This window comes from Amycolatopsis panacis, assembly GCF_003600245.1.
Classification (GTDB): Bacteria; Actinomycetota; Actinomycetes; order Mycobacteriales; family Pseudonocardiaceae; genus Amycolatopsis; species Amycolatopsis sulphurea.
This window is the reverse complement of sequence record NZ_QZFV01000117.1, coordinates 1-20,403: the sequence shown is the minus strand read 5'-3', so window position 1 is coordinate 20,403 and position 20,403 is coordinate 1. Positions and strand designations below refer to the sequence as shown.

Annotated in this window: 23 protein-coding genes; 7 read left to right on the top strand and 16 right to left on the bottom strand. The window is 70.5% G+C overall.

What is annotated here, in order from left to right:
• Positions 1-24 precede the first annotated feature (24 nt).
• From D5S19_RS25255 to thyX, 3 genes are all read right to left on the bottom strand, one after another.
• Positions 25-1,266, bottom strand: a complete 1,242-nt coding sequence (locus D5S19_RS25255; protein ID WP_199730700.1) for an Nramp family divalent metal transporter — start codon at positions 1,264-1,266, stop codon at positions 25-27.
• Between the two features lie 115 nt (positions 1,267-1,381).
• On the bottom strand, positions 1,382-1,777 hold the full coding sequence (locus tag D5S19_RS25250; RefSeq protein WP_120025884.1) for an ACT domain-containing protein: 396 nt from the start codon (positions 1,775-1,777) through the stop codon (positions 1,382-1,384).
• Positions 1,777-2,529 (bottom strand): FAD-dependent thymidylate synthase, encoded by a 753-nt coding sequence (thyX, locus tag D5S19_RS25245; RefSeq protein WP_120025883.1) that lies wholly within the window; start codon positions 2,527-2,529, stop codon positions 1,777-1,779. Before thyX ends, D5S19_RS25250 begins: the two co-directional genes overlap by 1 nt.
• Before the next feature lie 135 nt (positions 2,530-2,664).
• Here thyX and D5S19_RS25240 point away from each other — a divergent pair, with 135 nt between their 5' ends.
• Positions 2,665-3,186, top strand: a complete 522-nt coding sequence (locus D5S19_RS25240) for a toxin-antitoxin system HicB family antitoxin (RefSeq protein WP_120025882.1) — start codon at positions 2,665-2,667, stop codon at positions 3,184-3,186.
• 434 nt (positions 3,187-3,620) lie between these two features.
• On the top strand, positions 3,621-4,499 hold the full coding sequence (locus D5S19_RS25235; protein WP_120025892.1) for a DUF4097 family beta strand repeat-containing protein: 879 nt from the start codon (positions 3,621-3,623) through the stop codon (positions 4,497-4,499).
• A 789-nt stretch (positions 4,500-5,288) separates the two neighbouring features.
• Here the strand turns inward: D5S19_RS25235 and D5S19_RS25230 are convergent.
• Positions 5,289-6,515, bottom strand: a complete 1,227-nt coding sequence (locus tag D5S19_RS25230; RefSeq protein ID WP_120025881.1) for a winged helix-turn-helix domain-containing protein — start codon at positions 6,513-6,515, stop codon at positions 5,289-5,291.
• Positions 6,516-6,566: 51 nt separating this feature from the next.
• On the opposite strand from D5S19_RS25230, the gene D5S19_RS25225 reads away from it, so the two are divergent.
• The gene (locus D5S19_RS25225) at positions 6,567-7,127 is read left to right on the top strand and encodes a GNAT family N-acetyltransferase (protein ID WP_120025880.1); all 561 of its coding nucleotides are present in this window, start codon (positions 6,567-6,569) and stop codon (positions 7,125-7,127) included.
• Here the strand turns inward: D5S19_RS25225 and D5S19_RS25220 are convergent.
• The gene (locus tag D5S19_RS25220) at positions 7,117-7,593 is read right to left on the bottom strand and encodes a GtrA family protein (protein WP_199730699.1); all 477 of its coding nucleotides are present in this window, start codon (positions 7,591-7,593) and stop codon (positions 7,117-7,119) included. The two genes, D5S19_RS25225 and D5S19_RS25220, sit on opposite strands and share 11 nt — an antisense overlap.
• Positions 7,594-7,743: 150 nt before the next feature.
• On the opposite strand from D5S19_RS25220, the gene D5S19_RS25215 reads away from it, so the two are divergent.
• From D5S19_RS25215 to D5S19_RS32120, 4 genes are all read left to right on the top strand, one after another.
• Positions 7,744-8,259, top strand: coding sequence for a YqaA family protein (locus D5S19_RS25215; RefSeq protein WP_120025879.1), 516 nt, complete (start codon positions 7,744-7,746; stop codon positions 8,257-8,259).
• Between the two features lie 26 nt (positions 8,260-8,285).
• Complete coding sequence (locus D5S19_RS25210; RefSeq protein WP_147397510.1) at positions 8,286-8,702, top strand: hypothetical protein; 417 nt, start codon at positions 8,286-8,288, stop codon at positions 8,700-8,702.
• The gene (locus tag D5S19_RS32125; RefSeq protein ID WP_158605639.1) at positions 8,703-8,858 is read left to right on the top strand and encodes a hypothetical protein; all 156 of its coding nucleotides are present in this window, start codon (positions 8,703-8,705) and stop codon (positions 8,856-8,858) included.
• A gap of 158 nt (positions 8,859-9,016) precedes the next feature.
• On the top strand, positions 9,017-9,388 hold the full coding sequence (locus D5S19_RS32120) for an Imm1 family immunity protein (protein WP_158605638.1): 372 nt from the start codon (positions 9,017-9,019) through the stop codon (positions 9,386-9,388).
• A gap of 110 nt (positions 9,389-9,498) precedes the next feature.
• On the opposite strand, the gene D5S19_RS25200 is transcribed toward D5S19_RS32120, so the two are convergent.
• From D5S19_RS25200 to D5S19_RS25150, 11 genes are all read right to left on the bottom strand, one after another.
• Positions 9,499-9,966 carry a hypothetical protein gene (locus tag D5S19_RS25200; RefSeq protein WP_120025876.1) on the bottom strand — a complete coding sequence of 156 codons (468 nt, stop codon included), beginning with the start codon at positions 9,964-9,966 and terminating at the stop codon, positions 9,499-9,501.
• Complete coding sequence (dapB, locus tag D5S19_RS25195) at positions 9,963-10,712, bottom strand: 4-hydroxy-tetrahydrodipicolinate reductase (RefSeq protein ID WP_120025875.1); 750 nt, start codon at positions 10,710-10,712, stop codon at positions 9,963-9,965. The genes D5S19_RS25200 and dapB overlap by 4 nt, the downstream gene beginning before the upstream one ends.
• Positions 10,709-12,073 carry a M16 family metallopeptidase gene (locus D5S19_RS25190; RefSeq protein WP_120025874.1) on the bottom strand — a complete coding sequence of 455 codons (1,365 nt, stop codon included), beginning with the start codon at positions 12,071-12,073 and terminating at the stop codon, positions 10,709-10,711. The genes dapB and D5S19_RS25190 overlap by 4 nt, the downstream gene beginning before the upstream one ends.
• A 95-nt stretch (positions 12,074-12,168) precedes the next feature.
• Entirely contained in the window at positions 12,169-14,421 is a 2,253-nt protein-coding gene (locus tag D5S19_RS25185) for a polyribonucleotide nucleotidyltransferase (RefSeq protein WP_120025873.1), read from the bottom strand.
• A 234-nt stretch (positions 14,422-14,655) separates the two neighbouring features.
• Positions 14,656-14,925, bottom strand: a complete 270-nt coding sequence (gene rpsO, locus D5S19_RS25180; RefSeq protein ID WP_098514213.1) for a 30S ribosomal protein S15 — start codon at positions 14,923-14,925, stop codon at positions 14,656-14,658.
• Positions 14,926-15,085: 160 nt separating this feature from the next.
• Positions 15,086-15,586 (bottom strand): 2'-5' RNA ligase family protein, encoded by a 501-nt coding sequence (locus D5S19_RS25175; RefSeq protein WP_120025872.1) that lies wholly within the window; start codon positions 15,584-15,586, stop codon positions 15,086-15,088.
• A gap of 8 nt (positions 15,587-15,594) precedes the next feature.
• Positions 15,595-16,062: a helix-turn-helix domain-containing protein gene (locus D5S19_RS25170; protein ID WP_120025871.1), complete on the bottom strand. Its 468-nt coding sequence runs from the start codon at positions 16,060-16,062 to the stop codon at positions 15,595-15,597.
• 127 nt (positions 16,063-16,189) lie between these two features.
• Positions 16,190-17,158 carry a bifunctional riboflavin kinase/FAD synthetase gene (locus D5S19_RS25165; protein WP_120025870.1) on the bottom strand — a complete coding sequence of 323 codons (969 nt, stop codon included), beginning with the start codon at positions 17,156-17,158 and terminating at the stop codon, positions 16,190-16,192.
• A gap of 42 nt (positions 17,159-17,200) precedes the next feature.
• A complete protein-coding gene (truB, locus tag D5S19_RS25160) occupies positions 17,201-18,115 on the bottom strand; it encodes a tRNA pseudouridine(55) synthase TruB (RefSeq protein WP_120025869.1) in 915 nt (304 codons plus the stop codon).
• Between the two features lie 23 nt (positions 18,116-18,138).
• Positions 18,139-19,446 (bottom strand): MFS transporter, encoded by a 1,308-nt coding sequence (locus D5S19_RS25155; RefSeq protein ID WP_120025868.1) that lies wholly within the window; start codon positions 19,444-19,446, stop codon positions 18,139-18,141.
• A gap of 272 nt (positions 19,447-19,718) precedes the next feature.
• A complete protein-coding gene (locus D5S19_RS25150; protein ID WP_147397508.1) occupies positions 19,719-20,072 on the bottom strand; it encodes a hypothetical protein in 354 nt (117 codons plus the stop codon).
• Positions 20,073-20,403 lie beyond the last annotated feature (331 nt).

Sequence of the window (20,403 nt, the reverse complement as noted above, 5' to 3'; positions counted from 1 at the left end):
GGGTTCCACCGGATCCGCACGGGCTCACCCGGTGAAGGTGAGCCAGATCAGCACCACGTTGAGCAGGATGATCACCGCGGCCACCGCACCGGCGACCACCGTGGTCAGGCGCCGGTTGACCTGCTCCCCCATCAGCCCGCGGTCGGCGGTGAGCCGGATCAGCGGCACCAGCGCGAACGGAATGCCGAACGACAGCACTACCTGCGAAACCACCAGCGCCATGCTCGGATCGGCACCGAGAGCCAGCACCACCACCGCGGGAATCAGCGTGACGAGCCGCCGCAGCGCGATCGGAATTCGCTTGTGCAGCAAGCCTTCCATGATCATCGAGCCCGCGTACGCACCGACCGAAGTGGACGCCAGCCCGGAGGCGAGCAACCCGATCGCGAACAGCAGCGCCACCCCCGGCCCGAGTGCCGAGGACACCGCACTGTGCGCACCTGCAATCGTGTCGACCCCTTCGCGGCCCTGCAGATTCGCCGCTGCCACCAGCAGCATGCCGAGGTTCACCGCCCCGGCGAGCAGCATCGCGAAGCCGACGTCGTACCGGGTGGCGCGCAGGAGCCGCCGCTGCCCTTCCGGGGGCACCACGCCGTGCCGATCACGCACCAGGCCGGAGTGCAGGTACACGGCGTGCGGCATCACCGTGGCGCCGAGCATCGCCGCGGCGATCAGCACGCTGCCGCTGTCGGCGAACCGCGGGACAAGGCCGTGCACGATCCCGCCGGCCGAGGGCGGCGACACGAACAGGCTGGCCAGGAATCCGACCGCGATCACCGCGAGCAGCCCGGTCACCACGCGTTCGAACGGGCGCTGGCCGCGGCGGTCCTGCACGAGCAGCAGCACCAGCGAGACCAGCCCGGTGATCAGCCCGCCGGCCAGCAGCGGGAGTCCGAAGAGCAGGTTCAGCGCGATCGCCCCGCCGACCACCTCGGCCAGGTCGGTGGCCACCGCCACCACCTCGGCCTGCGCCCAGTAGGCCAGCCGAGCCGGTGCGGGCAGCCGTTCGCGCAGCGCCTCCGGCAGCGACTGACCGGTGACCAGGCCGAGCTTCGCGGAGAGGTATTGCACGAGCACGGCCATCAGGTTCGCCGCGACGATCACCCAGACCAGCAGGTAGCCGTACTCCGCGCCGGCGCTGACGTTGGCCGCGACATTGCCCGGGTCCACGTACGCGATGGCAGCCACGAACGCCGGGCCGAGCAGCGCGCTACCCGCACGCAGCCGATCAAGCCGGCGCGGCCGGGTCGCTTCTGCCACTGCCATCTCGCCACCTTCCCCGCCGTCGGCTGTCCTAATTCAAAGTTTAGGCGTGCCGAACTTTGCCGGGCAAGAGTGTGCTGCGCCACGTGTCCCCGGGGATTCAGGCGGACGCGGGGATTCAGGCGGGCAGGGCCACCTCGTGCCCGCTGTCCCGGAAGACCCGCACCGCCCGGTCCAGATCGGCGGCGGGCACCAGGACGTGCGCGGTGCCGTGCGTGGACAGGGAGAACAACGCGACCCCGGCGGCGGCCAGCTCGGCCGACAGCGCGGAGATCACGCCGGTGAGCGTGAACTTGATCGGCCCGCGCACGCTGAGCAGCCGCCAGCCGCGTTCGATCTCGGCGCCCTCGGGCGCCGCCCCGGCGTGGCAGATGATCGACAGCTCGGCCGGGGTCCGCGTCACCGACGCCAGGAACGGGCCGGGCTCCAGCAGCCCGCCCGGCACCGGGGCGTCCGGCGGCAGGTGCACCACCGCGTACTCCCCGGGCCGGACGTCGATCGCCAGGCGCTTCATCAGCCTTCGAGCACCTTCGGGCTGGAGGCCACTTCGGTGCCGTCGGGCAGGGTCGAGATGGTGAAGTCAGCGAACACGTTGGCCGCCGCCTTCTGCAGCTCCCGCAGGCATTCCACGGCCAGCGCGCGGATCTCGACGTCGGCGTGCTCGGTCGCGCGCATGGCGATGAAGTGGCGCCAGGCGCGGTAGTTGCCGGTCACCACGATGCGGGTCTCGGTGGCGTTGGGCAGCACGGCGCGCGCGGCCTGACGGGCCTGCTTGCGGCGCAGCGTGGCGCTCGGCGCGTCGGCGAACTTGTCCTCCAGGCCGGCCAGCAGCTCGGTGTAGGCGTCCACGCTCGCCTGCGCGGCCGCGAGGAACTTCTCGTGCAGCTCCGGGTCGTTCGCGATCACGTCCGGCTCGACGAACGCCGCGTTGCGCTCGGGCACGTACCGCTGGGACAGCTGCGAATAGGAGAAGTGCCGGTGCCGGATCAGCTCGTGGGTCAGCGATCGGGAGATACCGGTCAGGTAGAACGTCACCGATCCGTGCTCCAGCACGGAAAGGTGGCCGACGTCGATGATGTGCTCGATGTAGCCGGCATTGGTCGCGGTCTTCGGGTTCGGCTTCTTCCAGGACTGGTAACAGGCTCGGCCGGCGAACTCGGCGAGCGCCTGGCCCCCGTCCGCGTCGGTCGACCACGGGACGTCCTCCGGGGGGAAGAACTCCGTCTTCGCGATCAGCTGCACCCTGGGCGACACGGTCTCGGCCACGACACCACTCCCTCTTTCCTGCTTCGGCGACTCCGCAGGCAGCCTAACCGCCTCCGGACCCGCCGCCGGGCACCGGGCAAGGGGTGACACCACCGCGCCTTGACATGACGTCAGTAGTGACGCCATAGTGGTGTCATGGACTTGACGCCGTACCTTGCGAATCTTCGCGAAGACCTCGCGAACACGGCCTCCGCCGGGGACGAGCAGACCCGGCGCACGGCCGCCCTGCTGTCGTCGGCACTTGAACCCTCGGCGCGGCTCGTGCTGATGAACGCGCTGGCCGACCTCGCCGCCGAGGTGACCGCCGCGCTGCCCGGCCAGGTGGTGGACGTCCGGCTGGACGGCCGCGACGTGCGGGTGGTGGTGACCGGCGAGGCGGAGCCGCCGTCATCCGGGCCTACCCCGCCGTCGCCGCCACCCCCGCCTTCGCCACTGATCGACGGCGGGGACATCTCGCGGATCACGCTGCGGCTCGTCGAGCAGATGAAGTCCCAGGCCGAGCAGGCCGCGGCCGCGCAGGGGATTTCGCTGAACAGCTTCGTCGCGCAGGCCGTGCAGGGGGCACTCGGCCAGGCGCAGCAGTACCAGCAGCGCCACGAACGCGGGCGCCAGGGCAGCCGCACCGAGACCAAGCTGCACGGCTGGGTCCAAGGCTAGAAGGGGGCATCACCATGGGCGAGAATCGGGAAGACCAGGGGAAGAACACCACGGCGGACGGGACGGAGGCCGCGCAGGCTGCGGGATCGGGTGCGGGGTCAGCAGGTACAGCCGGTTCGGCTGCGGGATCCGCATCGGCCACCGGCGATACGGCGGGATCCGGCGGGGTCTCGGGATCCGCCGGCGGCGACGCGGCAGCGTCCGGCGAAAAGACCGGCACCGCGGCAAACACCGGAACGACCGCTGAATCCGCAGGAAGTGCCGACTCGCCTGCGGAATCCGCCGGAAATGCTGACACAGCAGCGGAATCGGCGGCTACCACCGACTCGGACGCTGAATCCGGCACCGCAGGACCCGGCACGGCGTCGGGATCCGCGTCGACCACCGGTGGCTCGGACGAGTCCGTCGCGGGCTCGGCGGAGCAGCCGGGGCCGCTGGTGCGGCTCCAGGACTTCGACGCGGACGGGCCACTGGAGCTGGACCTGGGCGTCACGATCGGCCGGGTGGAGGTCGTGCTCGACCGGGACACCGGGGCCACCGTGCGGTTGCAGCACGACACCGGGGACCAGCCGTCCTGGGTGAACGGGGTGAGCAGCCTGTTGTCCTGGGTCGGCGAGCAGTTCGGGGACCAGCTCGGCATGGTGGGGCAGGCCTCCGCGGCGGACGCGGTGCGGCAGGCGCGGATCGAGAAGACCGGCAACCGGCTCGTGGTGCGCGCGGCCAAGGCGTGGCAGCTGCGGAACGTGCCGATCGCGGTGACCGTGCACGCACCGGCCGGCTCGCACGTCGAAGTGCGCGCGGGTTCGGCGGACGTCACCGTCACCGGGATCGCGGGCCGGGCGGACATCCTCACCGGCTCCGGCGAAGTGGCGCTGGCCCACGCGGACGGCACGGCGATCGTGCGCACCGGCACCGGCGCGGTGAAGCTGGGCCCGACCCTGGCCGGGCTCCAGCTGCGTACCGGCAGCGGCTCGGTGGAGGCGGCGTCCGTCACCGGTTCCGCCACGGTCGCGACCGGCACCGGCGACGTCTGGCTGGGCACCGTCTCCGGCGAGGTGATGGCCCGCACGGGCAGCGGCGACCTGTCCGTGGCCGACGGGGCGTCCGGCTCGCTGGAACTGATCACCGGGTCCGGCGAGGTCCGGGTGGGCATCCGCGAGGGCGTGCGCGCCGAGGTCGAACTGGCCTCCGCCGCGGGTCGTGTGTCCAGTGAGCTGGAGGTGGCCGACACCCCGCCGGAAGGCGAGGTCACCCTGCACGTGCGCGCCCGCACCGGCACCGGCAACGCCGTGGTCACCCGCGCCGCGGGCTGACCCGGCCCACACTCCGCCCGCGCCACGTCCGGCACCGCGCGGGCGGTCCAAGGGGGAGGCGGCGGACCGCACCGGAGCATCCGGTCGCGGCCCGCCGCTTCGCGTTTCCCGGCACCGGTCCCCGCCCGCCGCCGGACTCGGGCGACCGTCCACATCGGACGCGTCTCTCCGTTTCCCGGACCGGCATGTTCGACCGACGTTGCCGCTGACGACCGGGCCGTGCCAGCCCGCATCACCTCACCCGCCCAAAGGCTGTGAAGGGCCCCTTCACGGACTCTGAGTCCGTCAGGGGCACCCTCACGGACCCGAAACCGGTCGGGCAGCCACGGCTCTCTCTGCTGATCACGGGTCCTCGACCAACTTTGCCGGGACCCTGGACTCCATGGCTGTGAAGGTGCCCTTCACAGCCATAGTGGCGAAGCGGTCCTGGTGACGGGGAGTTGAGCCGGCTGAACCGGCCACCACCCGCATGCCCGGCGTGGCGTGGCGCGGCGACGCGGCCCCGCCCCAACCTCCAGGCGACAGGCCCGTACCCACCGCGACTACCGCCACCCGAACCCCATCTCCCCGGGGGCGGCCCCGCGCCTCTCCCACACCAGCCAACTCGCAAACAGCTCCCAGCTCCGGCCGTCCCCCACGCCTACCCCGTCTCCGCGACCACCCACCGCGCCCCGCGATCGACCAGCCACCTTCTCAAGGAGGCGACCCGCGTGACCTCGCCCGCCCCCTCCAGCCGCGCACGGCACCTACCAGATCCGTTGCCCCACACCAAAAACCTGCCCCGCGAGATCAGGAAACCGCACGCCGCAACGGTTCCGCCAGATCACCCCGCGTCCCCACCTCCACGGCGTCCAGACCAAGCCACTCCGCCATCGACCGCAACTCACCGGCCAGCTCGGCGGTCACCCGGCGGACGTCGGCGCCTGGCTCGGCGAACGCACCGGGGACGCGCAGAACCCCTGCGGCGCGGTCGGATTTGAGGTCCACCCGGGCGGCGAGCGAGCCGTCGAGCAGGAACGGGAACACGTAGTACCCGTACTCCCGCTTCGACTCGGGGACGTAGATCTCGATGCGGTACCGGAAACCGAACAGCCGCTCGGTCCGGCTGCGTTCCCAGATCAGCGGGTCGAACGGGCACAGCAGCGCCCGCCCGGCCACGGCGCGGGGAGTGCGCGCGGCCACGTGCCGGTAGGCGAGAGCGCGCCAGCCTTGGACTCGGACGGGTTCCAGGGTGCCCGCTTCGACGAGTTCGGCCACCGCCCGGCGGGCCACGTCCGGGCCGAGGCGGTAGTAGTCGCGCAGGTCCGTTTCGGTGCCGACGCCCAGCGCCCGCGCGGAGCGTTCGAGCAAGCCTCGCGCACCCTCCTCGACGCTCATCCGCCGGGCCAGGATCTCCGGCGGCACCACCCGTTCGGTGAGGTCGTACAGCCGTTCGAACGACCGCCGCGTGCCGGTCGACAACTCTCCGAGGCCGAACAGGTACTCACAGGCCTTCTTGACCACCGAGCGCTCCCACCAGGCACCCGGCCCCCGCCCGGCCGACTCGCTCTCCAGCGCCTTCTCGATTGCCCCGGCGCCGATCGGGCCCTGCTCCTTCACCACCGCCAGGATGTCCTCGACCAGCCCCGGCGCGGTCTCCACGACCTTCGCGTAGTGCCGCCACCAGCCGTCCCGCTTCGCGCCCGAGCGCAGCAGTGGCCAGTCTTCGACCGGCAGCAGGCTCGCCTCGTGCGCCCACGACTCCACGAGCAGCCGCGGACGGCGGGCGCGATGCTCCCAGGCCGCGTCGTCGACGAGGGCCGGCTCGTAGGCACCGAGCCGCGAGAACACCGGCATGTAGTGCGCACGGACCGCGACGTTGACCGAGTCCAGCTGCAGCAGCTGGACTCGCGACAACACCCTGCTCAGGTGTCGCCGGGTCGGGGCGGAGGCCGGCCGCGGATCGGCGAACCCCTGTGCGGCCAGCGCGGTGCGGCGCGCGGCGGAAAGGCTGAGTGACGGGCTGCTGGTCTGCATGGTGCCGCCATCGTGCCAGCCACCCCCGACAGTTTCGGTACATTGCCCGGCGTGAGTGCCGCCGAAGTCCGTCCCGCCAGCCCGTCCGACGCCGCGGAGATCGCCCGTATCCAGCGCATCGCGTGGCGGGCCGCATACACCGACCTGCTCGGCGCCGAAGCCCTCGACGGCCTCGACGCCACCGACCTGGAAAGCACCTGGGCGGAGACGATCGACTATCCGGGCTCAGCGGTGTACTTGGCCACCGAGGGCTCCTTCACGGTCGGCTACTGCGTCGCAGGCCCGGCGCCGGAAGACGAAGCCGCCACAGCGGACGGCAGCCTGCCCGACGACGCCCGCGCGACCGCCCTGATCGCTTCGCTCGTCGTCGAACCACGCTGGGGACGCCGTGGCCACGCGGGACGGCTGCTGGCCACCGCCGCGAAGAACCTTCGCGCGGACGGACTGACACGCGGCATCACCTGGGTTGCACAGTCCGACCACGCGACGCTCGGGTTCTACCGACGGGCAGGCTGGGCGCCCGACGGCACCGTACGCACTCTCGACACCGGCCGTGGCACGCTTCGCGAAGTACGCCTCACCGGCACACTCGAACTCGAACTCACGCGCTGACGGGGTCTTCGCGCTTCACGAACACGACCCAGCGCATCACCGAGTACATGAACACGCCCTCGCACGCCCCGGCAATGATGCGCGACAGGTGGTACTGCACTCCCAGCGAGGACAACCCGGTGCCCACACCGAGCAAGAACGCCGCGTAGTTGATGACGACTGCCACCGCGTAGAGCACGGCCTGACGCCCGACAGGGGCATGGGAACGGAAGTTCAGCGCGCGGTTGAGCACGAAGCTCAGCCCGAACGCCAGCGCGTACGACAGGCTGATGGCCAGCCACAGCGGCAACCCGAGGCCGCTGCGGAACAGGGTGAGCAATAGCAGGTCGACGCCGAAGGTACAACCGTTGATCACCGCGAAGCCGAGGAAGCTCGGCGCGACGACCCGGGAAAGCCCGAAGGGCAGGATCCGGACGACCGCAGCGCAGAGCCCGGCGAAGCGATCGGCGAAACGCACGTCGGTCACGCGACGATCCTTGCAGGGGAAGGTGTCCTGGACCGGTCCGGGAGATGATCATCCGGGGTCGTAACCCCCGGGAGGATACGGGGGCCAACCCCCGTGACCTTTTCGTGACGGCTGCTAGCGTGGTTTCCACGATCACTCGAAGGGGGCGCGATGGGCTGGCTGCTCGTGACCTTCGCCGTCGCCTTCGGCTCCGCGATCGTGCCCGTGGTCAACGCCGAACTGTTCGTCATCGGGCTGTGCGCCAGCCAGCAGAACCCGCACTGGCTGTGGCTCGGCGGCGCGGTCGCGATCGGCCAGATCGCCGGGAAACTGCTGTACTACCTGGCCGCGCGCGGCAGCATCCGGCTGCCGAGGGTCCTGCACGACCGCCTGCACGCGAAGCGCCCGCTCACCCCGCGACGGGTCCGCTGGCAGCGGCGCACCGAGGTGCTCCGCACGAAGGTGGAGGCACTGCGCGAACGCTGCCAACGGCATCCCCACTGGATGGCGACCACGTACGGGGTCAGCTCGGTGGTGGGCCTGCCGCCGTTCATGGCCACCAGCGTGCTCGCCGGCATGGTCCGGATGCGGCTGTGCACCTTCCTCGCCGCCGGGCTGGCCGGACGCTGGCTGCGGTTCAGCCTGCTCGCGGCAGCACCGGCTGCGTTCGGCGGCTGGCCGCACTGAGTGCCCCATGTCACGTGAGGGGTTACGTGGCATCAATCGAGGAACTTGCCGCGCGTGTGCGGCAAGGGCTCGCGCAGATCGCGACCGCGCGGACCGCACTCGCTCGCGGGTATGGCGGCATCGGTGAGGTGGGTCCCCTCTGGGGACAGCTGGTCGAGGGCACCCGCGATCCCTCCACGGCGCAACTCCCCGCGCTCGCCGATATCGTGGTCGCTGGAATCGGCGAGTGCCATGCCGCCATCACGCGAGCGGAACAGTTGCTCACCGGCTATCTGAAAGCACTCGGTGCGGACGCGTCGCCTCCGGCCGGCGCGTCGGCCACGGCCGTGCCGGAGCCACCGGTCTCTTCGGACCGGATACCGCAAGCGCAGCAACGGGTCGGGACGTCCCGCACAGCCGGGAGCCAGGCACGCGGCGAGTGGGTGCGATCGGACGGATGGTAGGTGCGGATCACCAGCGGCCGGGACGAACTCCACGACGCGGCGTTGCGATTCATCCGGGACAACGACTTGCCACGCCCGGCGTCCCAGCTCGCCCGGCACGTCGAGGTCAAGGTGGCCGTCGCAATGGGGAACGCCAGCAGCGGGACGAAACTGTAGTGATGGACCGGGAAGTGTGCGGCACCCGCGAGTTCGACCGTGACGACCCGTTCACCTGCGACAAGTATCTCGCCCGGATCCTGCCTCCGGGGGCACGTCTACGGGTCGCAACCGGATGGCACCGTATCCGAGTACATCGGTACCGAAACGGAGCAGCAATGACGACCCTGGCCGCGAGCGTCCCCACCTTCCGCGACGGCGTACAGGGCGGCCAACGGCTACCGCTGGCCGACGACGCGGACGTGACACGGCTGGCCGAGTTGCTCGCCGAGCCGTGGGCCGACACAGCGTCCATTCAAAGCGAGGACGCGGCTCTCAATGTGCACGTCCAAGACGGCTGGGGCTACCTGCTCTACGCCGGTGACGCCGGATATCTCATGACCGACGGCGACCCGGCCTCGCCTGCCGCGCCGTGCGAGATGGATTTTCCGGCCGGGAGCGGGTTACCGGCCGAGCGAGTGATCGCCGCGGTGCGAGAATTCGTGCGCACCCGGAAGCTGCCCAAAACGGTGCCGTGGCGCGACGCATAACCCACTCCCGCGGGTCCGCGCCCACGGCAACGGCTGTGAAGGGAACCTTCACAGCCTCAGAGTCCGTGAAGGGTCCCTTCACAGCCGTTCAGCGCGGACGTGACCAGCCCCTAGTTCGGGGCCGACCCCTGTTTCCGTTCCGCGGCTTCCAGGTCCACGGCCTTGCGCATGATCGCCCGGGCGCGGCGGCGGTCGCCGGCGATGTCGTAGGCGTAGGCCAGGCGGTACCAGCCGCGCCAGTCGTTCTGGTCGGCTTCGACCTCGGCGCGGCGTTGCTCGAACCACGCGTCCGCGGCGTCCCGGTCGACCCGGCCGGACGGGCGGCGGGGCAGGTCGGATACGTCGGGCAGGCCGCCCTCGGCGTCCAGGCGGCGGGACAGGCGCTGGATCTGGGTGCCGGCGCGCCAGGTCACCGCGACGATCCACACGCCTAGCAACGGCAGCAGGAACACACCGATCCCGAGCGCGATACCGGCCCCGGTGCCGGTACGCAGCAGCGCCACGGCCCGGTCGGCCAGCAGGACGAGGTAGACCACCAGCGCCGCGGTCAGCAGCAGCGCGACATTGCGGGCCTTCACAGGTCGAGCACGTTCTCCAGGCCGACCGTGAGGCCGGGGCGGCTGACGACCGTGCGCACGCCGAGCAGCACGCCGGGCATGAACGACGAACGGTCGATGCTGTCGTGCCGGATGGTCAGGGTCTCCCCCTCACCGCCGAACATGATCTCCTCGTGCGCCACCAATCCGGGCAGCCGGACCGAGTGCACCCGCACGCCGTCGATCTCTGCTCCGCGCGCACCGTCCACTTCGGACGTTGTGGCGTCGGGTCCGGGGGCCAGCCCGGCCTCGGCGCGGGCCGCGCCGATCATCCGCGCGGTGTGCGCCGCGGTGCCGGACGGGGCATCGGCCTTGCGATTGTGGTGCAGCTCGACGACCTCGGCCGAGGGGTAGAACCGCGCGGCCTGCGTGGCGAAGCGCATCGCCAGCACCGCGCCGAGCGCGAAGTTCGGTGCGATCAGCACGCCCAGCTCCGGCTTCGCGGCAAGCAGCCCCCGCAGCTCGGCAAGCCGCTGCTCGGTGAACCCGGTGGTGCCGACGACGGCGTGCACGCCGTGGCCGATCAGGTGCCGGAGGCTGCCCATCACCGCGTCCGGGTGGGTGAAGTCGACGACGACCTGAGCGTCGCCCAGCCCGGCAAGGTCCTCACCGGCGTCCAGTGCGGCCACCAGACGCAGGTCTTCGGCACCCTCCACGGCTTGCACCACGGTGGCGCCCATACGGCCGCGCGCGCCCAGCACGCCAACGCGGATCGGGGACTCGGTCATGACGCGATCACCTCGTGCAGATCGTCGGGCAAGTCATCGGCGTGAGCGTACGGGCCTACCACCGCGGCAGCGGGCGCCCCACCGGGACGACGCAGCAGAGTGCGAGCCAGCGCACACACCTCGTCGGTGGTCACCGCGGCGATGCGCGCGACGGTGTCGTTCACGCCGAGGTAGCTCGCGTAGTTCAGTTCATTCTTGCCGATCCGGGACATCCGGGCCGCGGTGTCCTCCAGCCCGAGCACGATCCCGCCGCGCAGCTGTCCCTTGGCACGGGCCACTTCGGCGTCGGTCAGGCCGTCGGTGGCCACCCCGTCGAGCACTTCGCGGATCACGCCGGCGACCTGGCCCAGCCGCTCCGGCTGGCAACCCGCGTACACCGACAGGTGCCCGATGTCGGCGTAGCTCGCGACCGAGGAATACACCTGGTAGGCCAGCCCACGCCGTTCCCGGATCTCCTGGAACAGCCGGGAACTCATACCCCCGCCCAGCGCCGCGTTCAGCACGGACAGGGTGAACCGGCGTTCGTCGTGCCGGGGCAGCGCGGCGAAGCCGAGCATCATGTGCGCCTGCTCGGTGTCGTCCGGGTGCAACGCCAGTTTCGGCGCGGTACGGAGCCGGGCACGCCCGGACCGCGGCGCCAAGGGGCTGCCAGAGCCGCCGAGCCGGTCGCGCATCGCCCGCCGGACCAGGCGAAGCACCTGGCCGTGCGCAACGTTCCCGGCCACCGCGAGCACCATCCGCGGCAGTGTGTAGCGACGGCGGTAGAAGCCGCGCAGCGCCGCCGGGGCCATCTCGGTAATGGACTTCTCGGTGCCCAGCACCGGACGGCCGAGCGGGTGGTCCCCCAGGATCGCGCTCACGAACGTCTCGTGCAGCAGGTCCTCGGGATCGTCGTCGCGCATCGCGATCTCTTCGAGCACCACGCTGCGTTCGGTGGCCATGTCCTGGTCGGTGCACAGCGCTTCGAACACCACGTCGGTGACCAGATCGACGGCCAGCGGCAGGTCCGCGTCGAGCACCTGCGCGTAGTAGCAGGTGTGTTCCTTGGCGGTGAAGGCGTTGAACTCCCCGCCAACCGCGTCGATCTCCTCCGCGATCTGCGTGGCGTCGCGGGTGCGGGTTCCCTTGAACAGCAAGTGTTCCAGGTAGTGCGCGGCACCGGCGACGGCGAGCGGCTCGTCGCGCGAGCCGACGCCGACCCACAGCCCGACGGTCGCCGACCGCGAGGCCGGGACGTGCTCGGTGATCACCCTCAGCCCACCCGGGAGCACGCTCCGCCTGACCAGCGCACCGTCCGATGTGGACTCCAGCGTGCGGGTGCTGCCGACGGGCTGTTCGTGCCCGGAAACCTGCCGTGCCATGGGAACCTTTTCGGTACGTGCGCCGAAGGCCCCCTCCCGGCGGAGAGGGGGCCTTCGGGCGGTTTTGCCGGATTGCCGGGCGAGAACCCCGGGCCTTACTTCGCCTCGGCCTTGTCGCCGGACTGCTCGGCGGCGTCCCCGCCGGACTGCTCGGCGTCCTCTTCCTTGACCACGATCAGGCTGATCTTGCCGCGGTTGTCGATGTCGGCGATCTCCACGCGGAGCTTGTCGCCCACGTTGACCACGTCCTCGACCTTGCCGATCCGCTTGCCGTTGCCCAGCTTGGAGATGTGCACCAGGCCGTCCTTGCCCGGCAGCAGCGAGACGAACGCGCCGAACGCGGCGGTCTTCACCACGGTGCCGAGGAAACGCTCCCCGACCTTGGGCAGCTGCGGGTTGGCGATCGCGTTGATCTTGCCGATCGCGGCCTCCGCGGACGGGCCGTCCGCGGCACCGACGTAGATGGTGCCGTCGTCCTCGATCGAGATGTCCGCGCCGGTCTCCTCGGTGATCGAGTTGATCATCTTGCCCTTCGGGCCGATGACCTCGCCGATCTTGTCCACCGGGATCTTCACGCTGGTCACGCGCGGGGCGTACGGGCTCATCTCGTCCGGGGAGTCGATCGCCTCGGCGAGCACCTCGAGGATGGTGTAGCGGGCGTCCTTGGCCTGCTTCAGCGCACCCGCGAGCACCTCGGAGGGGATGCCGTCGAGCTTGGTGTCCAGCTGCAGCGCGGTGATGATGTCCTTGGTGCCGGCGACCTTGAAGTCCATGTCGCCCAGCGCGTCCTCGGCGCCGAGGATGTCGGTCAGCGCGACGTAGCGGGTCTCGCCGTCGACCTCGTCGGACACCAGGCCCATCGCGATGCCCGCGACCGGCGCCTTCAGCGGCACGCCGGCGTTGAACAGCGACATGGTGGACGCGCAGACCGAGCCCATCGAGGTGGAGCCGTTGGAGCCCAGCGCCTCCGACACCTGGCGGATCGCGTACGGGAACTCGTCCCGTTTCGGCAGCACCGGCAGCAGCGCGCGCTCGGCGAGCATGCCGTGGCCGATCTCACGCCGCTTCGGCGAACCGACGCGGCCGGTCTCACCGGTGGAGAACGGCGGGAAGTTGTAGTGGTGCAGGTACCGCTTCGTGGTCTCCGGCGACAGCGAGTCGATCTGCTGCTCCATGCGGAGCATGTTCAGCGTGGTGACACCCAGGATCTGGGTCTCGCCGCGTTCGAACAGCGCCGAGCCGTGTGCCCGCGGGATCACCGCGACCTCGGCCGAGAGCTGGCGGATGTCGGTCAGCCCGCGGCCGTCCATCCGGATCTTCTCGGTGAGCACGCGCTGGCGCATGATCTTCTTGGTCAGCGCCTTGAACGCGCCGCCGATCTCCTTGTCGCGGCCCTCGAAGGCCTCACCCTCGCCCAGGCCGACCTTCTCGATGACGGCGGCCTTGACCGCGTCGGTCGCGTTGTCGCGGTCCTGCTTGCCCGGGATCTGCAGCGCCTGGGCCAGGTCGGCGGTGGCGATCGCCGCGACGGCCTCGTAGACGTCCTGCTCGTAGGCCGGGTAGGTCGGGAACTCGCCGGTCGGCTTCGCAGCGTCGGCGGCGAGGCGCTGCTGTGCCTCGCACAGGGCCTTGATGAACGGCTTCGCGGCCTCCAGGCCCTCGGCGACCGAGGCCTCGTCCGGCGCCTTGGACCCGGCGGCGATCAGGTCGAGGGTGTGCTCGGTACCCTCGGCCTCGACCATCATGATCGCGACGTCGTCACCGACGATCCGGCCCGCGACGACCATGTTGAAGGTGGCCTTCTCCAGCTGCGGCCAGGTCGGGAACGCGACCCACTGGTCCTCGATCAGCGCGACGCGCACGCCGCCGACCGGACCGGAGAACGGCAGGCCGGCGATCTGCGTGGACGCGGAGGCGGCGTTGATCGCCAGCACGTCGTACGGGTCGTCCGGGTTGAGGCTCTGCACGGTGATGACGACCTGGATCTCGTTGCGCAGGCCGTCGGCGAAGGACGGGCGCAGCGGCCGGTCGATCAGCCGGGCGGTGAGGATCGCGTCGGTGGAGGGACGGCCCTCGCGGCGGAAGAACGCGCCGGGAATGCGGCCGGCGGCGTACATCCGCTCTTCGACATCCACGGTCAGCGGGAAGAAGTCGAAGTGCTCCTTCGGGTGCTTCGACGCCGTGGTCGCCGACAGCAGCATGGTCTCTTCGTCCAGGTACGCGACCACGGAACCGGCCGCCTGGCGGGCCAGCCGCCCGGTCTCGAACCGTACAGTGCGGGTGCCGAACCGGCCGTTGTCGAGCACGGCTTCGGTTTCGAACACGGTGACTCCGGTGGAGTCGGTCATAGGGTCAATCTCCTCTTTGGTTCCTTCGTAGCAGCGCGAGTCTCCCACCCTGGGACCCGGTTCGCCCGAGGACGCTCGAGGATGTCGGCCGGTCTTCGATCGAAGCCCCCGGGTCCTTACCCGGGAACCACTACCGAGGACCGGCGAAGATAGGTCCTCCAGCGCGCCCGCGCTGTGTTGGTGGTTCTTGCACGGAGGGGGAGCGACCGGTCCGGTCACTCCCCCTCGCCCGTGCTAGCGGCGCAGTCCGAGCCGCTTGATCAGCTCGCGATACCGCGCCACGTCCACCTTCTCGGTGTAGTTGAGCAGCCGGCGGCGACGGCCGACCAGCAGCAGCAGCCCACGCCGGGAGTGGTGGTCGTGCTTGTGCGTCTTGAGGTGTTCGGTGAGGCCGGTGATCCGCTTGGTCAACAGGGCCACCTGGGCCTCGGGGGATCCGGTGTCCGAGTCGTGCAGCCCGTACTCGGCGAGGATCGTCTTCTTCTCTTCGGTGGACAGCGCCACTGGTGGTGCTCCTTGTGCATCTAGGTGCCGTGGGGCCCGCACCGCGCCACGCGGCCGGGTAGCCGGTCTCGGCCGCCACGGACTGCAGCCGGACCCGTTCACCGAGGTTACCAGCCGGGTGAGGACGGTCTTCACGCACGGTGCAGGCTGCACCGGCGCTTCACACACGGTGCAGGCCGAACCGCCCCACCGTGCGATACGGCGTCCCTCCGCTGCCCAGCAGGAGTACCTCGGCCGCGGTCCAGTCCCGGCTGGCGAACCCGGCCAGCCGCTCCGCCCACCACGCGGCCGGACCCGGGTGTTCCCGGGCATGCCGGGCCAGGGTGAGGTGGGCGCGATATGGCCGGTCCCCCGCTCCGGCGGCGCGCGCGAGCCCTGCGAGCCCGTCGCCTTCGGCGGCCAGCCACAGCACGCCGGGGAAGGTCCCGGAACCGCGCAGCCGGACGTCGATCGCCGGGCGCCCGTGCAGTGCCCCGGCCAGGAATTCGACGCGTTCGGCGGGGTCGCCTTCGGCGTAGAAGGCGAGGGTGATGTGCCAGCCTGCCTGCTCGGTCCAGCGCAGCGCACCGGGCACGCCGTCCTCCGGCTCGGGAACGCCGAGCGCCTCGCGCACCGCAGCCGCCACATCCGGAGGCGGGCGGAGCGCGCAGAACAGCCGCATCGCGGGGGCTACTGGCCGGCGCGGCGGAGCAGGTCGGCGATCGCCGGGAAGTCCTCGTCCAGGCGTTTCGCCGCCTCGGCGAGGTCCTCGTCCTCGGCGATGTCGCGCAGGGTGCTCAGCACGGCCTGCTCGTCGGAGCCCAGCGGGATGTTGTCGCGGCCGACCGTGGGCCGGGAGTCGCGGACGTCCTCCAGCGCGGCCTGCATCGCGTCGCGGTCGCCCGCGGCGACCGCGGGGACCAGGATCTTGCGTTCGAGCATGATCATCCGGGCGAGCACCACCGGATTGCCGATCTTCGCCCGGCGGCCGCTCATCACCTGGCTCAGCATCGGCGCGCTGATCCCGAGTACCTCGGCCAGGAAGGCCTGGGACACGTCGAAGGCCACCACCAGCCGGCGTACCCGATCCCCCAGCGGCTCGCCGTACCACTCTCGTTGCAGCGTGATGTTCCGCTGGACGATCTTCTGATCCTCCACCAGTTCCGTGCCCCCTCGCCCCGTATCCGGCCCTCGTCGGCGGCCCGTGCCGCCCGGGTCATCTTGCCATCCGGGCCGCTCCGGCGGGCCGGAACGTCCGTTTCCGCCCCCGGCCGGGGGTACCCGGTCAGCCGAGCGCGGCCCGGGTGCGCGCGACGTCGTCGTCGATCTGGACCACCAGGTCCGCGGACGTGGTGAAACGTTCCTGGTCCCGCAGGCGGGTGACGAAGTCCAGCGCCACGTGCTGTCCGTAGAAGTCCTCGTCCACGTCGAGCACGAAGGCCTCGACGGTGCGCTCACGGCCGGAGAAGGTCGGGTTCGTCCCCACCGACACCGCCGCGCGCAGCCGCCGGTCCGGTTCGGACAGCCGGGTGAACCACGCGGTGTAGACCCCGTCCGCGGGAACCGCGGCGAACCGCGGGGTGGACAGGTTCGCCGTCGGGTAGCCCAGCTCGTGGCCACGCCGGTCGCCGCGGACCACGATGCCCTCCAGCCGGTGCGGACGGCCGAGCGCCTCCGCCGCGGCGACCACGTCGCCGGCGTCGATGCACGAGCGCACGTAGGTGGAAGAGAAGGTGATGTCGATACCGCTTCGCGGTTCCGCGCCGGGCTCGGCCAGCGACCGGCCCTGCAGCTCCGCGGTGTAGGCGACGAACCCGAAGCGGCGGCCCAGCTCGCGCAGCAGTGCGACGTTGCCCGCCGCCTTGGCGCCGAAGGTGAAGTTGTCGCCGACCAGCACCGCAGCCGCGTGCAGCTGGTCCACCAGCGCTTCGTGCACGAACTCGTGCGGGCTCAGGCGGGAGAACTCCAGGGTGAAGGGCAGGACGCAGAACACGTCCACACCGAGCCCCTCGACCAGTTCCGCCTTGCGCCGCAACGAAGTCAGCTGCGCGGGATGGCTGCCGGGCCGCAGCACCTCGGACGGATGCGGGTCGAAGGTGACCACCACGCTGGGCAGCCCGCGTTCGGCGGCCGCGGCCACCGTGCGGGAGATCAGTTCCTGGTGTCCGCGGTGTACGCCGTCGAACACGCCGATGGTGACCACGCACCGTCCCCAGCCGCCCGGGAGGTCCCCGAGCCCACGCCACCGCTGCACTGCCGTCAACTCTCCCTGCACCGGTCCCTTGTCGGCTCCACCCTATGCGGGCAGCAGCACTACCACCGAACGGGTCACTCCCTCTGCGTCGGAGGCCAGCGCCAGTACGTGCCCGTCCGGAGCGAACAGGCCGTAGGTGCCTTCGATACCGCCCGCCGGGATACGCCGTCCGTACTGCACCGCGCGCGCCGTGGCCGCGTCGAGATCGCGACGCGGGAAGGCGGCGGTGACGGCGGCGTCGAGGTCCAGGGAGAGTTCCGGCGTCTCCTCCAACTGGTCGAGCGTACGTGCCTTGGCGAGCGTGAACGGGCCGACAGTGGTGCGGCGCAAGGCTTTCAGGTGACCTCCGACACCGAGGCCGGCACCGAGGTCACGCGCCAGCGCGCGCACATACGTGCCCGAAGAGCACTCCACGACGGCGTCGAGTTCGATGCGGTCGTCTTCGCGGCGTACGCCCAGTACGTCGAAGCGGTGCACCGTGACGGGCCGTGGCGGGATGACCACGTCCTCCCCCGCACGTACACGGGCGTACGCACGCTTGCCGTCGATCTTCACCGCGGACACCGCACTGGGCACCTGCTGGAGATCCCCGGTCAACGCGGCGACGCCCGCGGAGAGCTGTGCTTCGGTGACGGCCGCAACGTCGTCGGGGGTGGCCGTGGACAGAATCTCGCCTTCGGCATCGTCGGTGGTCGTGGCTTGGCCGAGGGAGAGCGTGGCGAGGTAGGTCTTGCGGTCGAGCGCGAGGTGGCCGAGCAGCTTGGTGGCGCGTTCGATGCCGAGCACCAGCACCCCGGTGGCCATCGGATCGAGCGTGCCGGCGTGGCCGACCTTGCGCGTGCCCATGATCCGCCGGGCCCGCGCCACCACGTCGTGCGAAGTCATCCCCGCCGGTTTGTCGACGATGAGCAATCCGGGCGGCGGAACGGGACGGCGCGGTTTCTGGGGGCGAGACACGGCCGGAACCCTACCGATCGGGATCAGGCGGGCACCGGGGCGTGGTCCCAGCGGTGCCGCCGGATGCGGACCGGGACCGGCTCGCCCCGGGCCTCGGCTGCGAACAGCTGCGCGCGGGCGCGGCGCCACCAGGTCAGCATCCGCCAGGTGCCCAGCGCCAGCACCACGAGTACCGACAGCAGGGACAGCCGGAAGTTCCCACCGGTGAGCTGGAGCAGGACGCCGATCAGCAGCGCAGTCACCGTGGTCGCCACGAATCCGCCGACGTTGACCACGCCCGTCGCAGTGCCGACGCGGTCGAGCGGGTTGTAGTCACGCGCCAGCGCGAAACCGATCATCGACACCGGACCACCCAGCGCCAGGAAAGCGAACGCGGGCACCAGCACGCCCAGCGGCAGCGGGCCGCTCCAGCCGAGCAGCAGCGCCCACACCACAGCCGCCCCGCCGAGGTACGCACCGACCAGCGGCATCCGCAGCGACGGGCGGCGGCCGATCACCGTACCCAGCATCGGTCCCCCGGCCATCGAGCCGAAGACGAACACGGTCAGCAGCGCGCTCGCGGTCGCCGGGGGAATTCCCTGTCCCTGTACCAGGAACGGCACGCCCCACAGGAGAGTCAGCACGTTCGGCGCGAACATCGTGCTGAAGTGCACCCAAAAACCCAGCCGGGTGCCGGGCACCCGCCAGGCAGCCTGGACGCTCCGGCCCAGTTCGGCGACACGCACCGGCTCTCGCACCGGTTCCGGCGCACCAGCCGGGACGTCACGCACGCGTAGCGCGACAGGGACCGCGTACAGCAGCGTGATCGCGCCGACCGCGACAAAGGTGAACGTCCATCCTGGACCGTTGAGGAGCAGGGTAAGCGGGACGGTGGCGACGAGGTTGCCGACGTACCCGATAGCCGACGTGAAAGACATCAGAAGCGCGTACTGCCGCCCCGGGAAGTGTGCCGCGATGAGTCGCAGCACGCTGACGAAGGTAAGCGCGTCGCCCAACCCGAGTACGCCGCGCGCGAGCAGGCCCACGCCGTAAGTGTTCGCGACGCCAAGGAGAAGCTGCCCACTGCCGAGCACGAGTACCGCGGTGAGAAGTACTCGCCGCGGACCGTAGCGGTCGACCAGAATTCCTGTGGGGATCTGCATGGCCGCGTACACGGCGACTTGGAGCACTGTGAACGTTCCGAGCGCCGCAGCGCCGACACCAAACCGCTCCGCCGCATGCAACCCGGCCACACCGAACGAAGTCCGGTGAAACACAGCGAGCAGGTACACGGCGACGGCGGTGAGCCAGATGAGCCAGGACCGGACAGAGGCACGACCGGCGGGCGACAAGGGTTCCTCCAGGGGCAGTGCGTCGAAGGGGGCCGGACGCCGGCGCTGCCGTCTCGTTGAGTTGTATCGCCTTGGCAACCTTGAGACTTACCCGTTATCCCGGTGTTCTTCGCCACAGGGGCTCGGGAGCGCACGAGGCGGGTTCCGGCGCAGCAGGCGGCGAAGAGGCCCGTTCCACCCAGAGCCGAGCTGTACGCCGGTAAACAAGAGCAAGGACCCGCATCCTCGATCTCGCCGGACGGACCAAGCCCGGACCCGCCCGGCCGCGACCGTCAGCTGCCGAGCTGTTTGAGCATCGGCACTGCCCAAAAAAGAAGGACCAGAGCGCCAAGACTGCCGATGGCGACCAGCCAGCTTGGCGCCTCGGCAAAAACCAGCACCAGCCCCACAGCGACGGTGACCGACGCTACCCCCATCAGGACGACGAAGACCCCGATCGAACGCATGAAGCCGCCATCGTCCTTGGCCTCCGCGGCGGCCCTGGCGTACGCACTGAGGCCCGCGGCATCGTGACTGAATCCGACCCCCGCGCCGATTCGGATCCGCTCCCCTTCGTGGGGCACCGCATGTTTCCCCCGCTCGCCGGGAAGCTCGAAGAGTTCCGTCCGAACAACATCATTGTTCAAGGAGCGTTATTCAAAACCATTGTGAGTAATTACGTGAATTACTGATCCACTCCGGCGTGTCACCGAGAAAGGCAACGGTCCTCGCGAGAAAATTTGAGAGTTCCGACCAAAGAATTCTCAATACCCGGGAGAACCGTTGCGCTACCATCGTACTACAGGCCTCATGTTGTCGCAGATGCAGGAGCTTGTGTGGCGAGTCCGTGAATCGTTGACCGAGCCGTGGAATAAGAAGATCGGGCGGCCGAAGTCGTGTGGATTGCACCGGGCGGTGGAGATCGCGTGCATGTATCTGCGTCATAACGGGACGCAGGAGTTTCTTGGCGATATGTGG

What these genes read in the sequence shown, in the direction of transcription:
- D5S19_RS25250 (WP_120025884.1), bottom strand. Translation starts at nt 1,777, where the DNA reads ATGAAGCGCCTGGCGATCGACGTCCGGCCCGGGGAGTACGCGGTGGTG.
- D5S19_RS25190 (WP_120025874.1), bottom strand. Translation starts at nt 12,073, where the DNA reads ATGGCACGGCAGGTTTCCGGGCACGAACAGCCCGTCGGCAGCACCCGC.
- D5S19_RS25185 (WP_120025873.1), bottom strand. Translation starts at nt 14,421, where the DNA reads ATGACCGACTCCACCGGAGTCACCGTGTTCGAAACCGAAGCCGTGCTC.
- D5S19_RS32120 (WP_158605638.1), top strand. Translation starts at nt 9,017, where the DNA reads ATGACGACCCTGGCCGCGAGCGTCCCCACCTTCCGCGACGGCGTACAG.
- dapB (WP_120025875.1), bottom strand. Translation starts at nt 10,712, where the DNA reads ATGACCGAGTCCCCGATCCGCGTTGGCGTGCTGGGCGCGCGCGGCCGT.
- D5S19_RS25230 (WP_120025881.1), bottom strand. Translation starts at nt 6,515, where the DNA reads ATGCAGACCAGCAGCCCGTCACTCAGCCTTTCCGCCGCGCGCCGCACC.
- D5S19_RS25215 (WP_120025879.1), top strand. Translation starts at nt 7,744, where the DNA reads ATGGGCTGGCTGCTCGTGACCTTCGCCGTCGCCTTCGGCTCCGCGATC.
- D5S19_RS25240 (WP_120025882.1), top strand. Translation starts at nt 2,665, where the DNA reads ATGGACTTGACGCCGTACCTTGCGAATCTTCGCGAAGACCTCGCGAAC.
- D5S19_RS25175 (WP_120025872.1), bottom strand. Translation starts at nt 15,586, where the DNA reads ATGCGGCTGTTCTGCGCGCTCCGCCCGCCTCCGGATGTGGCGGCTGCG.
- D5S19_RS25255 (WP_199730700.1), bottom strand. Translation starts at nt 1,266, where the DNA reads ATGGCAGTGGCAGAAGCGACCCGGCCGCGCCGGCTTGATCGGCTGCGT.